This is a genomic window from Bacillus sp. FSL K6-1003, from assembly GCF_037964945.1.
Classification (GTDB): domain Bacteria; phylum Bacillota; class Bacilli; order Bacillales; family Bacillaceae; genus Bacillus; species Bacillus mojavensis.
Genome location: NZ_CP150176.1, coordinates 1,919,418 through 1,935,859, shown reverse-complemented (window position 1 = coordinate 1,935,859; position 16,442 = coordinate 1,919,418). Strand labels below are relative to the sequence as shown.

Sequence of the window (16,442 nt, the reverse complement as noted above, 5' to 3'; positions counted from 1 at the left end):
CAGGAGCGTGAATAAGCGCTCTTTTTATTGTTTATGATAATCTCATTATGTAAACTAACAACTGTGCATAAAACCATCTGTTTTTTACAATAGTAAATAAAGGCTGCCGCACACCTATAGCGGCAATCTCCAGTATGATAAAAAGGGGCCTTTATTATGTACCATTTATATTCACATAACGACTTGGACGGAGTAGGGTGCGGGATCGTTGCAAAATTGGCTTTCGGGAAAGAAGTTGAGGTCCGTTATAACTCTGTCAACGGCTTAAATGCTCAAGTCCAATACTTCTTAGAAAAAGCAAAAGAGACCAGCAGACACGATGCCTTATTTATCACGGATCTTGCTGTCAATGAAGAAAATGAAAAAAGGCTGAACGAGTATGTTCATGCTGGCGGAAAAGTGAAACTGATTGACCATCATAAAACAGCCCTCCATTTGAATGAGCATGAGTGGGGATTTGTTCAGGTGGAATACGATGACGGACGTCTTGCATCGGCTACATCTCTTTTATACGACTACCTTGTCCAAAATGATCTGATGAAGCCGACAAACGCATTAGATCAATTTACAGAGCTCATCCGCCAATACGACACTTGGGAATGGGAGCAGTACGATCAAAAACAGGCAAAGCGGCTTAATGACCTTTTCTTTTTGCTTTCAATTGATGAATTTGAACAAAAAATGATCCAGCGGCTTTCTGCCCATGACGAATTCTTCTTTGATGAATTTGAAGTAAAACTGCTTGATTTAGAAGAAGAAAAAATCGAGCGCTACCTTCGCAGGAAAAAAAGAGAAATGGTGCAAACCTTTGTTCACGAACACTGTGTAGGTATCGTTCACGCAGAATCGTACCATTCTGAACTCGGAAACAGACTCGGAAAAGACAATCCGCATCTTGATTACATTGGCATTTTAAGCATGGGATCAAAACGAGCCAGCTTGCGCACCATTCATGATTACATTGATGTTTCAGAAGTAGCAGGCCGGTACGGAGGCGGGGGGCATGCGAAGGCTTCCGGCTGTTCCATAACGGACGAAGTATACGATTTGTTTGTAGCTGAAGCATTCCGAATGGAACCGGTCCGCCCAGATGCATTCCGTAATTTCTATAACTTGAAAGGATCTGCAAACGGCTCATTATACGAAAATCGAGAACAAATGAGATTCTTCCTGTTTCCTTTGGACAACGCATGGAATATTCAAATTAACGGGGAGACACAGGACGAAACCTTTGCGGCTTTTGAGGAAGCAGAATGGTTTATTAAAAGGAATTATGCCGCATCTCTTGTACGGGATGAAGTGTTTGTCGCATTTTTAGCGGAACATATGAAGCTTTCTAATCATCATCGAAGATAACAAAAAAGATGCATAGGGGAGAGTCATCCCTATGCATTTCCATAAGCTATCGTTTAAAAATGGCTGTGCGTTTTTTTATGACAAAATAAAGTGCAATGACCACACTCGCCAATATCATAATCGGCGTTGTATAGGTGCCCGCTATGTTCTCAACGTCATCCCACTGGCTTCCGAGCTGAATGCCTAAATAAACAAAGAGGATAGACCACGGAATGATAGCAAGCACAGTCAGTATCACAAATTTGAGAAACGGCATTTTGGCAATGCCTGCAGGAATGGATATCGCATGTCTGACAACCGGTATAAAACGTGCCGAGAAGACAACCCCCGTGCCGTACTTTTGAAACCAGCTTTCTGACATGTCAATGTGATGCTTTTTAATCAATAAGTACTTCCCGTATTTGTCCAAAAAAGGTCTGCCGCCATAGCGTCCAATCCAATAAATAAAGATCTGGGCAATGGTGCCCCCGATAACACCCGCAATGATTGCGCCAATAAATCCAATCGTGCCTTCTGATACCATATAGCCGCCATAGGCCAATACAATTTCACTCGGTATAATTTCGATCATTAAACCAATCGCAATGCCTGCATATCCCATATTCGTCAGCCATGTTAAAATTTCGCTTATCAAACTGCCCACATTCTTCACAACCTGTCCTTATCTTTTTCACTATTATATGACTGATTGACGAGCAAGATGGTTACAAATTTTTTAATTGCAGCACTTCTTTTGTTTCCCGTTCACGTGTTTCCCGCTCGAGCAATTCTTCTAGATAAGCTAAAAGCTGAGATCGCATTTCAGGACGCATTAAGCCGATTTCAGTGCTTGCTTTAAAACAGCCCAATTTATCGCCAATGTCATATCGTTTTCCTTTTAAAAGCCGCGCATGAATAGGCTGGGTGCGGCAAACCTCACGAAGTGCATCTGTTAATTGAATTTCGTTGCCTGCGCCTCTCCCAATCGACTTCAACACAGGGAAGATAGAAGGGGTCAGTACATATCGTCCCATCACAGCGATTTCCGAAGGCGCTTCTTCAGGAGAAGGCTTTTCAACTAAATCCTTCACTTCATACACATGCCCTTGAGAGCCTGATGTATTTATAATACCATATTTACTGACATCCTCAGGGAGAACTGACTGTACACCGACAACCTCTGTGCCGTAAGCATCGTATACATCCATTAATTGCCGAAGAGCCGGTTTTTCAGACACCATAATATCATCGCCTAAAAGAACGGCGAAAGACTCATCTCCGATAAAATGCTCCGCACACAGCACCGCATGACCTAATCCGAGCGGTTCTTTCTGGCGGATGTAATGAATGTTGGCCAAATCGGCAATCTGCTGCATTTCCTTAAGCGTCTCCATCTTGCCTTTTTCTCGCAGATTGAATTCCAATTCCGCCGACCGGTCAAAATGATCTTCAATCGAGCGTTTGTTTCTCCCTGTAATAATCAGTATATCTTCAATTCCTGACTCTACAGCCTCTTCTACAATGTATTGGATTGCTGGTTTGTCTACGATCGGGAGCATTTCTTTCGGCTGCGCCTTTGTCGCCGGCAGAAATCTCGTTCCTAAACCCGCTGCGGGAATGACCGCTTTTCTCACTTTTGTTCTCATTCATTTTCACTCCTGATCCTGTATGTTTTTCAGCGAATCTCCAAATACCCAGATTCGGTTTCCGATAAAATTCATCATCATTCCGCCGATAGTGGCGGCGAGCTTACTCACCAAAAGCGAACAGCCGCCTCTTTGAAACAAATAAAGCAGCAAAAAGGTGATCCCCGACGCGGCAATATTAATCATGAGAAAGCGCATGATCTCTTTTCCGTCAGCCTTACGTTTTACCTGAAACGTCCAATTCCGGTTCCACACATAGCTGTTGATGAAACCTGCCGAATAGGAGCAGATCTGTGCCGGCAGATAAGGGATATGACAAGCGGTGAGGAAAAAGAAGACACCAAAATCTATCAGCGTATTTCCGACGCCCACGGTGCAAAAACGCCCTAATGTTTTTATTTTTTCTTTCAGCATAACGGCATCCGGTTTTGACCTCCCTTCATAAAAGATGCATATGGCTGTCATATTTGGTGATATGGATTACTTTAGCGGAGAGTGTTGAATAAACAATTACTAAAATATGAACAAAACATGAAAAAGTAATGAGGCCTTGCAGATCCATTAAGTTAATAGTTTGATCGTTTAGGTTGACGAATTTTACGAGGAACACTAGTATTCCGCACAATTATTAACCTTTAATAATTTTTAGTTAACATTCATCTTCAAGGCAAGAAAGGAGGGGAATATGATGCAGGAAGAAGCATATTACAGCGTCAGAATGAGAGCTTCCCAGGACGCCCCGAAAAGGCGGAGAACGGGTCATCACTTACAGCAGATTACAGGAAGGGGTGAATGGCTTATTACATAAAGGCTTCTCGCGCTCAAGAGGGACAGCGACAAAGTAAAAGGCATCACAGGTCAGGCCGTAGTCATGGACGGCGGATATACCGCTCAATAGTTCTTATCTTCTTGAAAAAAACAGCCGCTCTGAACGGCTGTTTTTTTTGTGCCTGTAGACCTTGAAGGCACAGTCTAAGGAAGAAGAGTTGGTAACAGCCTTCCATCACGGCTCTGATCATCTCTCTTTAAGACTGATTTTTCGGTGTCAGCCCCACTTATATATTTAATGAATAAATGTATCCAGTTTCTTTGTAAAACCGAACAATAATTCCTCCGAAAGTATTCTATACACATTTATTATAATCATGCTAGGATGTTAGATAAAGGATACTTTGTATAATATTGTATCCCTGTTCATTGTGATCGGAGGGAGCTGATGTAACTTGCATGAATTGACCAGCAGCAGTGTTGTCCGGACATCGGCAAGCTGTGAAACGTGTCATCAGGATGACGAAGGAAAAGGGAGCTAAATATACTTATTTGAAATGTCAGTGCGCCTTTTCACAGTTCGATGATATGATCAGCATCCGAACAATTCCAGACTGTATTACACCAGTATTCCTTTCGGGATGCCGCATGGCCGATCATTTCCGCTTTTCAAATACTGGAGGCTGATAGGGAATCAAGGCTAGGAAATCAACGGTTTACTCTAGAAATTATCTATTTTTTGCGTTCTGGACCTGTGTCATCAATTTTTAAAAGAACCCCTTCATTTTAACGAAAAAGGAGGATGTTTAGTTATGGGTAAAAAGTGTAGCGTATGTTTATGGGTTCTTGCTTTATTATTGAGTTGCTTATTTGGGGAGTCTGCGTATGCTGCCAGTACTACAATTGCAAAACATATAGGAAATTCAAACCCGCTTATCGACCATCATTTGGGAGCAGATCCGGTTGCGCTGACCTATAACGGAAGAGTCTACATCTATATGTCAAGTGATGACTATGAATATAATAGCGACGGAACGATTAAGGATAATTCATTTGCCAATTTGAATAGAGTATTCGTCATCTCTTCAGCGGATATGGTGAACTGGACAGACCACGGAGCCATTCCGGTAGCAGGTGCCAACGGGGCTAATGGTGGCCGGGGGATTGCGAAATGGGCAGGTGCGTCCTGGGCCCCGTCAATTGCAGTTAAAAAAATAAACGGCAAGGATAAATTCTTCCTTTATTTCGCTAACAGCGGCGGAGGTATCGGGGTTCTCACCGCAGACAGCCCGATTGGTCCATGGACCGACCCAATTGGAAAAGCGCTCGTAACGCCAAGTACGCCAGGAATGTCTGGTGTTGTATGGCTTTTTGATCCGGCAGTATTTGTAGATGATGACGGCACCGGTTACCTGTATGCCGGGGGAGGCGTTCCTGGCGGTTCAAACCCAACGCAGGGACAATGGGCCAATCCTAAAACAGCAAGAGTCATGAAATTGGGCCCTGATATGACCAGTGTTGTTGGAAGTGCAGCTACAATTGATGCGCCTTTTATGTTTGAAGATTCGGGAATGCATAAGCATAACGGAAAATATTACTATTCCTATTGCATCAATTTCGGGGGCATGCACCCGGCCGATAAACCCCCAGGTGAGATTGGCTACATGACCAGTTCAAGTCCCATGGGTCCCTTTACATATAGAGGGCACTTCCTGAAAAATCCGGGTGCATTTTTTGGAGGTGGCGGAAACAACCACCATGCTGTTTTCAATTTTAAAAACGAGTGGTATGTGGTGTACCATACTCAAACTGTCAGTTCCGCTCTGTTCGGGGCCGGCAAAGGATACCGTTCTCCCCATATTAATAAGCTGGTGCACAATGCAGATGGATCCATTCAAGAGGTTGCGGCAAATTATGCAGGCGTAACACAGCTTTCCAATTTGAATCCATATAACCGGGTAGAAGCTGAAACGTTTGCCTGGAATGGACGCATTTTGACAGAGAAATCCTCAGAACCAGGCGGGCCGGTAAATAATCAACATGTAACAAGCATTCATAACGGAGACTGGATTGCTGTAGGAAATGCAGACTTCGGAGCGGGCGGTGCCAGGACGTTTAAAGCAAATGTAGCATCCACTGTAGGCGGGAAAATAGAAGTGCGCCTCGACAGTGCAAACGGTAAGCTTGCAGGAACCCTGAATGTACCTTCCACAGGTGGAGCGCAAACCTGGAGAGAAATAGAAACTGCGGTAAGCGGTGTAACCGGTGTGCACAAAGTATTCTTTGTATTTACCGGAACAGGTACAGGAAACTTGTTTAATTTTGATTACTGGCAGTTTACGCAAAGATAGCACCTGTAATGGCACCGCTTAAGAAACGAGAAGGGTGCAGAACTGACCAACGCCGGAGCAAGCCCTCCATTGATCGGATAAGTCAACTCTAATGCGCGTGCGACTTGGGCGAAAAAAGGGTTCAGGTAATTATAACGGGTTTAGTAATGAAAAGTTTGTTATACCGCATAAAGCAAAGGGCTGTTCCAAAAGAGATAAAAATCAAAATCTTTTGTTTGCAATATAAAAAGAGACAGAAAAAAGCCATATGAAGGAGAGGAAAGAAAATGATGTCATGCGTAAAAAAACCAATTTGTTTATTGTTGGTATGTTTCACTATGCTGTCAGTCATGTTAGCCGGCCCAGGTGCTACTGAAGTTTTGGCAGCAAGTGATGTAACAATTAATTTATCTGCAGAAAAACAAGTGATTCGCGGTTTTGGAGGAATGAACCACCCGGCTTGGATTGGAGATTTGACAGCTGCTCAAAGAGAAACCGCTTTTGGCAATGGACAGAATCAGTTAGGCTTTTCAATTTTAAGAATTCATATAGATGAAAATAGAAATAATTGGTACAAAGAAGTGGAGACTGCAAAGAGTGCAATCAAACATGGAGCAATCGTTTTTGCTTCTCCCTGGAATCCTCCAAGCGATATGGTTGAAACCTTCAATCATAATGGTGACGCATCAGCTAAACGGCTAAGATACGATAAATACGCCGCATACGCGCAGCACCTTAACGATTTTGTTACCTACATGAAGAATAATGGCGTGAATCTTTATGCGATTTCTGTTCAAAACGAGCCTGATTATGCCCACGAATGGACGTGGTGGACGCCACAAGAAATACTTCGTTTCATGAGAGAAAATGCCGGTTCCATTAATGCACGTGTCATTGCACCAGAATCATTTCAATATCTGAAAAATATATCGGACCCCATTTTGAACGATCCACAGGCGCTTAGGAACATGGATATTCTCGGAACTCACCTGTACGGTACTCAGGTCAGTCAGTTTCCTTATCCGCTTTTCAAACAAAAAGGAGCAGGGAAAGAGCTATGGATGACGGAAGTATACTATCCAAACAGTGACAACAATTCAGCGGATCGCTGGCCCGAGGCATTAGGCGTTTCAGAGCATATTCACCATTCAATGGTGGAGGGAGATTTTCAAACTTATGTTTGGTGGTACATCCGCAGATCTTACGGTCCTATGAAAGAGGACGGTACGATCAGCAAACGCGGTTACAATATGGCTCATTTCTCGAAGTTTGTGCGTCCCGGCTATATAAGGGTAGATGCAACGAAAAATCCTAATGCGAACGTTTACGTGTCAGCCTATAAAGGTGACAACAAGGTCGTTATTGTTGCCATTAACAAAAGCAACACAGGGGTCAACCAAAACTTTGTGTTGCAGAATGGATCTGCTTCTCAGGTATCTAGATGGATCACGAGCGGAAGCAGCAATCTTCAACCTGGAACGAATCTCAATGTAACGGACAATCATTTTTGGGCCCATCTTCCAGCTCAAAGCGTGACAACATTTGTTGTACAGCGTTAAAGACATCTGATTGTTCAATTAGATCATAGCAATAAGCCAATTTTCTCACACGAAAAAGAAAATTGGCTTATTTTCTGTGGTAGAAGAGAAGTGTTGATTTTTTAACAATGCACGGACATTGGGTATAACAGCTACACAACAAAGTATTAATAATAGATGACGAAAAAGAAATTTTGGAACTGATCAAAACAGTATTAAGAAGAGAAGGTATTGAGCGTGTGATCACAGCTTCTACTGCCCGTGATGGATTGGCTCAATTTCATCAAGAAAATCCAGATTTGGTTTTACTGGATATCATGCTGCCAGACGGTGAAGGCTATGATATCTGCAAGCAAATAAGAGCATTCGCCACTTTTATTAATGAAGGGGGAACAAGAAAGTGAAAACTGATGACGCATTTCCAGAACCAATTGGCGGCTATGCTGTTGGTCGAACCCAGATGGATGTTGAGTACACGGCATCAGATCACTCAAAAAGAGAACTGACGGCGTTTGTGTATTATCCATCTGACAGCAGCGAAGGGAAGACTACATCAACGTACATGTTTTCTGAAGTCTATGAGATGCTTAATGATCAGCCACTTGTCACTGAGTATCTTAAAAAGAAGGATTTTTTCTCTATCGATATCAAGACCCAGTGTTACGACGACCTTGCTCTCTCCGGGAAGGAAAAGCGCTATCCGGTGTTATTCTATGTTTGCGGCGGGGGTGGTTCTCCAGAATGGGGTACAGTGATCTGTACAGACTTGGCAAGCATGGGATATATTGTGGTAAGCATCGGCCATCAGAATAGCACGATGTATAAGCGTAAAGATGGGCGCTTGTTTAATGTATCAAAGGATTTTTCGGATGTCATTATGGCGTTTTCTGAAGATCCGGAGATGCTGGCGTTAGCTGGTAAGATGGAGATGCGGCCTGACGATGAAACTGCCATTGAGATGTGCCATAACGTGCTTACACTGCCGATACTTGCCAAGTTAACAGAGTATAGTGAATTACAGACAGAAGATGTAAGGTATGTAGCCGATTATCTTTACAAACTGGACTCTGGAGAGCTGAATTCCAGCTTTAAGGGCAGATTGTTGCTTGACATCGGCATGGGCATAGTCGGACATTCTTATGGAGGGCCTACGACGGCGATTGTTTGCCGGGACGACGACCGGTTCGCCTGCGGGATTGGCTTGGATAGCGGTGCGTTCGGCCTTCTCGACAGCGACCTTAAGAAACCCTTTTTGCTACTGTTTTGTGAACCTAACTATAACATGAATGCGATAATTGGCGCTAACAATAGCATGGAAACCTATTATTTCTCTGTTGATCGTGTTGCGCATTTAGATTACTGCGACATCGTGTTTACCAGTGTGAATGAGGAACTCAGAGGCAAACGGGATGCTATGGAGATGCGAAATCTTGTTACAGACTATACGAAGAACTTTTTTGATCATTACTTACTGCAGAAGGCTGCAAGTGTGGAAAGTCTGGCATACGATGGAGTGGACTTGATCAAGAAGACCAGCAACAAGTGACATAACCGAGAGGTTGCTGATAAACGTATATCAAAGAGCTAGCCAGCCGATAACTCTATTACGCGGTTATCGGCCTCATATTTCAGGCAATCCAAATATGAATTTCATTTTGTTAGTTTACATAATATATATTCTAGGAAGTAATTAATTTTAAAGAAATTCCGTCTCAATAACAAAGTATACTTAAGTTAGTGAGACGGAATAAAAAAATGTTCTGAGCTTCAGCAAGTCTTATTAAGAAACTTTAAAATGGCGAGGTCAACCCATAATAAACGGCTTCCAGCTCTTCTAATGTCATATCACCGTATGCGCATTTGATCACCGAATCAGCAAACTCATCATAATCGTAATCACTGGTAAAACCTTGCTGCAGAAGTTTTTCATAGGCTTCAATCTGTTCTTTTTGGTTTTGGATATCTTTTTCCTTATTTGGATAGTCCGGTCCGTTAACCAGGTCGTTGTTTTGTTTGAATAGGAACATATACTGTTTCAATGTTTCGTCCACAGCTTACACCTCCTTGTTCTGCTGCTTATTAGATAATGAAAACGGACACCAATTGTGATGTCCGTCAATACAGTAACTATTTGGGTTCAGTTCCCCAAATTAGTTTTCCGTTATTATATAATGTGATTTTTTTTGTATCTTTAAACGTATTTGACTGAGAAAAAGAATAATCCCCGATTTGTGAATAATTGCCCCAATCCTCATTGTGAAGACGAATTTGGATTTCTCCAGTGCTTGCTCCCGGTGACAGTGTCCCGTTTTTAAACCCAAGTTCCAGATAGGCATCTGCACCTTTTACAGGTTTTTGTAATGTCACAAACTTGTGCGTCACATTGCTGCATCCGATCTTCGCGTAGTCACAGTCGAAGTTTTGGCCTTTGTTTTTCGTGTTATACCAGTAGCGGACAGTTACATTTTTTAAATTAACGGTGGTCTTGCTGTTGTTTTTCACATGGATCTGAGGACGGATTTGGTTGCTGTTCACACTTCCATCCCCTGTTCTGTATTGCACAGATAGGCTGTTTTCCTGTACGGGTTTATCTTGCTTTGGTGTCTCAGATCTGTCTTCAGTCGAATGTTGGGAGCCACGGATCTTTTCCCTTACAAATGTCCCTGAAGCGGATAAATCTGATAACGGCCAGCCGCCTGTTTTAGATGCCCCCGGCTTTAAAGCTGAGGAAGATTCCTGCTTATCAGAAAGGTTCCAGTTTACCCAGCTGATTTTCTTGTTGTCGAGATAATTCAGCCATTCCCTCGACTGGTCAAGGAAGACCCCGCCATTTCCGGAAGCGTCACTCGTCCCCCATTCCGTTACAAAAATCGGCGCTCCTTTGCTGAGTGCATAATCGGCTTTATCCCTTAAATACTGGCCGTGTGTACCGGCATAAAAATGAAGCGCGTACATGACGTTTGCATCCTTAAGCTGATCATCCGCAGCATCATTTACATCCTGGCTCCAAGTGCCTGTTCCCGTAATAATGATGTTATCCGGGTCATTTTTACGGATAACGGAAATCACTTCCTCCGCATACGGTTTGATATCGCGCTTCCAATTTACATCACCGTTCGGTTCATTAGCAATTTCATAAATAACGTTTGGTGTGCTTCCGTAAAGGCTTGACATTTCCTTAAAGAATTCTTTTGCCTTCTCTTTATTTTGATTTGGATTGCCGTCATTTAAAATATGCCAGTCAATGATGACATATATCCCGAGCTCTTTTGCCGCTTCAACAGCTTCTTTGACTTTATTTTTCACAGACGGATTCTCTATATAACCGCCTTCAGCCGTGTACATTGCCGCTCGGAAGACGGTAATTCCCCAATCGTCTCTTAGCCATTTTAAAGAGTCTTTATTGACATAATCGCCGAACCACTGCAAACCGTGTGAGCTGATCCCCTTCAGCTGCACCGATTTTCCGTTTTGATTGACTAGCTGAGTACCTTTAATGCTAAGCTGGCCATTAAGGGCTACAGGCGTTTTCGCCCCTGCTGCAGATGCTTCTGGTGCCGCGACACCGCTAATTGTTAATACTGTCATTACTAAACATGCGATAAAGATAGAGACTGAACGTTTCATATAGCATTCTCTCCTCCTCCAAATAATCATGTAAAACGTATGCCTATTAGCTGCCGCTCTCCCTCCCTTTCGTTTTTTAAACACGGACTCATTGTAAAAATCTTTCTTATGTTTGTCTATCAACCTAATTTCTTGTTTTTAGGCGGCTTAAAAGCCTGTCTATTGACTCTTTTTGAGTTGTTTTGTATACAGCTGATACATGTGTATCAGGGATAAAAGTGTTTGATCAGGACTTTGCTCGTTATTATTTAATGAAATCAAAAGATTCCGCTTTTTTTCGGCAAATAAAAAGCTGCATTCAAATCATTGAATGCAGCCGTTCCTTATCATTTATCCTTCTTGTTTCTCTTCTTCCCAAGTTTCAGCGTGTTTCAGTCCTGGGATATTTTTAGCTTTAAACACAGGATCAAGTCCTTGTTTGCGCTGTTTCGCGTAATCTTTATAGACTTTGTATGCTACGTTTGACAGCAGCGTGATTACAACTAAGTTAATCAGCGCCATAATCCCCATAAAGAGATCCGCCATGTCCCAAACAATTTGGAAACCTGCTACACATCCAAAGACAACCATAGCAATAACCGCAATACGGTAAATGTTCAGCCATGTTTTACTTGTTTTAATGAATTCAATGTTTGTCTCGCCATAATAGTAGTTTCCGACAACTGAGCTGAAAGCGAATAAGAACATTGCGACTGCTATAAAACTAGGTGCCCATCCTCCAATATGGTGGTTCAGAGCAGCCTGTGTGACTTGGATGCCGTCACCTTTTGGTGTTAGACTGTACAGCAAAATAATAAACGCTGTGGACGTACATACGATAAATGTATCGAAAAACACGCCTAATGTCTGGATAAAGCCTTGCTTTGCCGGATGCGAAACATGAGCTGTCGCAGCAGCGTTTGGCGCGCTACCCATTCCTGCTTCGTTAGAGAAAAGTCCGCGCTGTGCACCGATGACGATAATAGCTCCTATTCCTCCGCCGACAACTTGTTCAAATCCCAAAGCATTTTTGACAATGGTCGCAATAACGCTTGGAAATGCAGAAATATTGGTGAATACAACATATAGAGCTATGAGAATATAAAGACCAGCCATGACCGGAACAATCAATTGTGTCACTGCAACTACACGTTTTAAACCGCCGAAAATAATAAAAGCCGTTAAAGCAGCAAGAACAATAGCTACAACTATCTTGTTCACATGAAATGCGCCATCTAACGCTCCTGCAATTGTATTGGATTGAACAGCGTTAAAGATTAAACCGAATGATACGGTAATTAAGACAGCGAATACGATGCCGAGCCATCTGACTCCAAGACCTTTTTGAATATAATAGGCCGGTCCACCGCGGAAATCGTTTCCGTCCTTCACTTTATAAAGCTGTGCCAACGTACTCTCAACAAAGCTTGAAGCCATACCTACAGCAGCTACAACCCACATCCAAAATACAGCGCCCGGTCCCCCTGTCGCAATTGCTAAGGCAACACCAGTCAAATTTCCTGTACCGACTCGGGATGCGGCAGAAATAAAGAATGCCTGCATAGAAGAAACACCTTTATTTCCATCAGGTTTCTCTCCTACTATTCTGAACATTTCAATAAAATAACGAAATTGGATAAAACCAAAACGAAGTGTAAAAAATAATCCAAGTCCTATTAAAATATAAAATAAATATTTCCAGATAAAATCACTTGGAATATTAATCAAACTGTTGAAAAAAGACTCCATATTTACCTCCCGTTTTCATCAATTCATTAAAAATTTAAATTTGATGTTAGATTTTTTAACATATCGAGTCTTATTATATCACATTATGTCGAATTAGGAAGTTTTTTCGGGAAGAATATTGTTCTAGATTGAAGTTACTCCTTCGGTCTCCCTCTCTATTATTTTCATATGAATAAAAAAATTTCTTATTAAGCTTGTAAATAAGAGTCCTCTTTTAATATGTATACATTTCTTTCCTGACATTTTCTGTTTCCTTTGATTCCAAAAGTTATAAATTCTAAACAACCAACATATCTTTTAAAATGTGTTTTTATTCACACCTTAGACCGGGTATACATACACTAATAAAAGAAATTTCTCTTTCAAAAATAAGCAAAAAGATATATACTTAACAAAGTGAAATTTATTTTTAAATTTAATAAATCAGGTTTACTTTCAGGGTGGATTAGGGTATTATTATAAAAATATTCAGTAATATTAAAAGGGGGGAGATCATTTGAAAAAAGTAACGATACTGAAAGCGTCCATCTTATTTTTGGCGATTGCCAGTTTTCATTTGTTCTCAATTCCCCACGCCTTTGATATCGGCCATCATTATAAAGCCGTAGCCGACCAGCAGGAAATGCATGAGATGAAAGCCGGCCAAAATGCTGATGATGAGAAGAAATCCATCACAGGGGCATTTGCGCTGACTGCTTTATGGGCAATGGCTGTACTGCTTCTGACCGCTGAAAGCAAAAGTACGGGATACTCCCGCAGGCGCCAGCGGAAAAAAAGCTTTATACTGGCCAAATTTTATCAATCGTCTTATTTCGACAAACTTCATGTTCAACATCACCCGATTATATAACGAAAATATGAGGAGGCTGTTAACATGTTGTTTATCTTAAGAATGGTGATTTTAGGCTTATTCTCTTTCACAGCGCTGAACTTATTTGTATGGCAAGGTATTGAAGTCATTCATGCCGTGACAGACTTATTCACCAGCCATGAAAGCTGATGAAAAACAAATATACCCGCTCACGATATGTGAGCGGGTTTTTTAATGATGATTATTCAGTTTTAAGACGCCAGACAGCTGTGATCTTGCCTGATTCTTCTTCATCAATAAAGAATGAACCATTGCTGTATCTGTCGTTTGTTCGCAATTCTTTAGCCTGCAGTTCTTTTCTGTCCCCTTTTTCCGTTTCTGCCATAAACCGCTCATTAAGTCCGCATGCAAACAGCGAAACGACACGATGTGGATTTTTCTTCAGCTCCCGCAGCATAACGACTCCCCGTTTTGCACGGGAGGTCTTTTCAAATTCAGAAAGACTCATACGTTTGACCGCTCCCCTTTGTGTGAACAATACAAGAGAATCGGATTCATGCAGAATTTCTCCTGACACGACAAAGTCTCCATCTTTCAAGTTAATTCCTTTAACGCCTGCTGCACGTGCACCCACAACATTCACTTCATCTTCTCCAAACCATAGGCCATACCCCAGATGTGTCGCCATCAAGATCTGACTGTCACCATTTGTCACGTGTACATCAATCAGCTCGTCTTCACCCTTTAGATTTAACGCTACAAGCGCTTTAGAATAACGCTGTGCTTTGTAATGCGTGAGTTCTGTCTTTTTCACCATGCCGTTTTTCGTGAAGAATAAAAGATAAGCAGACGGATCAAATTCTTTTATCGGGATGGCCTTAACAATCGATTCGTCCCGTTCAATCGTGATTATGTTTGAAAAATGCTGGCCCATGTCCTTCCATCTGATATCAGGCAGCTGGTGAACCGGACAATAGATGTAGCTTCCCTTATTTGTGAAAAGCAGCAGCACATCTGTCGTATTCATTTCAAACTGATGCAGCAGCCTGTCTGTATCCTTCATTCCGAAGTCCTGCCCGTTTGAAGCGGCAAAGGAACGCTGGCTTGTGCGCTTTAAGTAGCCATCTTTTGTAACGGTCACGTATACATCCTCAGAGGCAACCATAACTTCAAGATTAATTTTGATTTCCTCAATTTTTTCTTCAATGACAGAGCGTCTCGTGTCCGCATATTTCTTTTTCAGCGCTTTTAAGCTGTTTGTAATGACCTTTAACAGCTTTTTATCATTGCTCAGAATTGATTCAAGTTCTTCAATATTTTTGCTGAGCTCTTCAGCCTCTTCCTTGAGTGCTGTGATATCGGTATTTGTTAAACGATATAGCTGCAAGGACACGATAGCTTCAGCCTGAGGCTCAGTGAATTCATATTTCGCCATTAAATTGTTTTTGGCGTCACGTTTATCGCTTGAGGAGCGAATCGTTGCGATGACTTCATCCAAGATCGATAAAGCCTTCATAAGACCTTCTACAATGTGATGTCTGTCTTTTGCTTTTTGAAGCTCATAAACAGATCGGTTTGTGACCACTTCTTTTTGGTGGCCGATATATGCATCTAAAATAGCAGGCAGACTCATCAGCATTGGACGGCGGTTATGGATCGCCACCATATTAAAGTTATACGTAATCTGTAAATCAGTATTTTTATATAAGTAATTCAAAATGCCCTTGGCATCTGCTTCTTTCTTTAGTTCTACGACCACTCTAAGGCCGGTTCGGTCTGTCTCGTCTCGGACCTCGGAGATGCCTTCAACCTTTTTATCAATACGGTATTCGTCCATTTTTTTCACAAGGTTGGCTTTGTTGACTTCAAATGGGATTTCGGTAATCACAATTTGCTCTCGTCCGCCTCTGATCGCTTCGATCTCAGCTTTTCCGCGGATAATAATTTTCCCTTTTCCGGTTTCGTAGGCTTTTCTAATGCCATCAACGCCCTGGATAACTCCGCCTGTCGGAAAGTCAGGCCCTTTGATCACTTCCATGAGATCGTCTACAGAGCATGACGGCATTTGAATGCGTTTAATCACAGCATCAATGACTTCTCCTAAATGATGAGGCGGTATATCAGTCGCGTATCCTGCAGATATACCGGTAGATCCGTTGACCAGCAAGTTAGGGAACATAGCCGGAAGTACAACGGGCTCCTTGCTTGTATCATCAAAGTTCGGGACAAATTCAACTGTATTTTTGTCAATATCCCGCAGAAGCTCTGATGCAATCGAAGATAACTTCGCTTCTGTGTAACGCATGGCCGCCGGAGGATCTCCATCAATACTTCCGTTGTTCCCGTGCATTTCAATTAAAACATTACGCACTTTCCAGTCTTGGCTCATCCGCACCATTGCTTCATACACCGAACTGTCCCCGTGCGGATGGTAGTTACCGATGACGTTACCGACCGTTTTGGCCGCTTTTCTGAAATTTTTATCAAATGTGTTTCCGTCTGTATGCATCGCATACAGAATTCTGCGCTGTACGGGTTTTAAACCGTCGCGCGCATCAGGAAGCGCCCTGTCTTGAATAATATATTTACTATAGCGTCCAAAACGGTCGCCGATCACCTCTTCTAATGGTAAATCATGAAATAATTCTGGCTGTGACAA

General features: G+C 42.2%; 13 protein-coding genes and 3 pseudogenes. 9 read left to right on the top strand and 7 right to left on the bottom strand.

Going from position 1 to position 16,442, the window contains the following annotated elements; all coding sequences use genetic code 11:
• The first annotated feature begins 156 nt into the window (after window positions 1-156).
• Entirely contained in the window at window positions 157-1,356 is a 1,200-nt protein-coding gene (locus NSU16_RS09770; protein ID WP_339192572.1) for a DHH family phosphoesterase, read from the top strand.
• Window positions 1,357-1,402: 46 nt separating this feature from the next.
• Here the strand turns inward: NSU16_RS09770 and NSU16_RS09765 are convergent, their stop codons facing one another.
• The 3 genes from NSU16_RS09765 to NSU16_RS09755 form a co-directional block, all read right to left on the bottom strand.
• On the bottom strand, window positions 1,403-1,999 hold the full coding sequence (locus tag NSU16_RS09765; RefSeq protein ID WP_339192571.1) for a DedA family protein: 597 nt from the start codon (window positions 1,997-1,999) through the stop codon (window positions 1,403-1,405).
• 61 nt (window positions 2,000-2,060) lie between these two features.
• Window positions 2,061-2,981, bottom strand: coding sequence for a UTP--glucose-1-phosphate uridylyltransferase GalU (galU, locus tag NSU16_RS09760; RefSeq protein WP_339192570.1), 921 nt, complete (start codon window positions 2,979-2,981; stop codon window positions 2,061-2,063).
• Between the two features lie 6 nt (window positions 2,982-2,987).
• Complete coding sequence (locus NSU16_RS09755) at window positions 2,988-3,446, bottom strand: GtrA family protein (protein ID WP_339192569.1); 459 nt, start codon at window positions 3,444-3,446, stop codon at window positions 2,988-2,990.
• A 223-nt stretch (window positions 3,447-3,669) separates the two neighbouring features.
• Here NSU16_RS09755 and NSU16_RS09750 point away from each other — a divergent pair.
• The 6 genes and pseudogenes from NSU16_RS09750 to NSU16_RS09725 form a co-directional block, all read left to right on the top strand.
• Window positions 3,670-3,814 (top strand): annotated as a pseudogene (locus NSU16_RS09750) (6-carboxyhexanoate--CoA ligase); the annotation flags it as partial.
• 412 nt (window positions 3,815-4,226) lie between these two features.
• Window positions 4,227-4,410 (top strand): annotated as a pseudogene (locus tag NSU16_RS09745) (malonyl CoA-acyl carrier protein transacylase); the annotation flags it as partial.
• A gap of 151 nt (window positions 4,411-4,561) precedes the next feature.
• Window positions 4,562-6,100, top strand: a complete 1,539-nt coding sequence (gene xynD / locus NSU16_RS09740) for an alpha-L-arabinofuranosidase (protein ID WP_339192568.1) — start codon at window positions 4,562-4,564, stop codon at window positions 6,098-6,100.
• A gap of 266 nt (window positions 6,101-6,366) precedes the next feature.
• The gene (locus NSU16_RS09735) at window positions 6,367-7,638 is read left to right on the top strand and encodes a glucuronoxylanase (RefSeq protein WP_339192567.1); all 1,272 of its coding nucleotides are present in this window, start codon (window positions 6,367-6,369) and stop codon (window positions 7,636-7,638) included.
• A gap of 149 nt (window positions 7,639-7,787) precedes the next feature.
• Window positions 7,788-7,979 (top strand): annotated as a pseudogene (locus NSU16_RS09730) (response regulator); the annotation flags it as partial.
• Between the two features lie 38 nt (window positions 7,980-8,017).
• Complete coding sequence (locus NSU16_RS09725) at window positions 8,018-9,163, top strand: choline esterase (RefSeq protein ID WP_339192566.1); 1,146 nt, start codon at window positions 8,018-8,020, stop codon at window positions 9,161-9,163.
• Window positions 9,164-9,407: 244 nt separating this feature from the next.
• Here NSU16_RS09725 and NSU16_RS09720 read toward each other — a convergent pair whose 3' ends face one another.
• The 3 genes from NSU16_RS09720 to NSU16_RS09710 form a co-directional block, all read right to left on the bottom strand.
• The gene (locus NSU16_RS09720) at window positions 9,408-9,668 is read right to left on the bottom strand and encodes a YnfE family protein (RefSeq protein WP_268447460.1); all 261 of its coding nucleotides are present in this window, start codon (window positions 9,666-9,668) and stop codon (window positions 9,408-9,410) included.
• A 76-nt stretch (window positions 9,669-9,744) separates the two neighbouring features.
• Window positions 9,745-11,244 (bottom strand): cellulase family glycosylhydrolase, encoded by a 1,500-nt coding sequence (locus NSU16_RS09715; RefSeq protein WP_326217492.1) that lies wholly within the window; start codon window positions 11,242-11,244, stop codon window positions 9,745-9,747.
• A gap of 330 nt (window positions 11,245-11,574) precedes the next feature.
• A complete protein-coding gene (locus NSU16_RS09710; protein WP_286058486.1) occupies window positions 11,575-12,972 on the bottom strand; it encodes an alanine/glycine:cation symporter family protein in 1,398 nt (465 codons plus the stop codon).
• Window positions 12,973-13,468: 496 nt separating this feature from the next.
• On the opposite strand from NSU16_RS09710, the gene NSU16_RS09705 reads away from it, so the two are divergent.
• Together NSU16_RS09705 and NSU16_RS09700 are read left to right on the top strand one after the other, a co-directional pair.
• Window positions 13,469-13,822 carry a hypothetical protein gene (locus NSU16_RS09705; protein WP_339192565.1) on the top strand — a complete coding sequence of 118 codons (354 nt, stop codon included), beginning with the start codon at window positions 13,469-13,471 and terminating at the stop codon, window positions 13,820-13,822.
• Between the two features lie 24 nt (window positions 13,823-13,846).
• Window positions 13,847-13,972 (top strand): hypothetical protein, encoded by a 126-nt coding sequence (locus tag NSU16_RS09700; protein WP_010334426.1) that lies wholly within the window; start codon window positions 13,847-13,849, stop codon window positions 13,970-13,972.
• Between the two features lie 52 nt (window positions 13,973-14,024).
• Here NSU16_RS09700 and parC read toward each other — a convergent pair whose 3' ends face one another.
• Window positions 14,025-16,442 (bottom strand): DNA topoisomerase IV subunit A, encoded by a 2,418-nt coding sequence (parC, locus tag NSU16_RS09695; RefSeq protein WP_168747953.1) that lies wholly within the window; start codon window positions 16,440-16,442, stop codon window positions 14,025-14,027.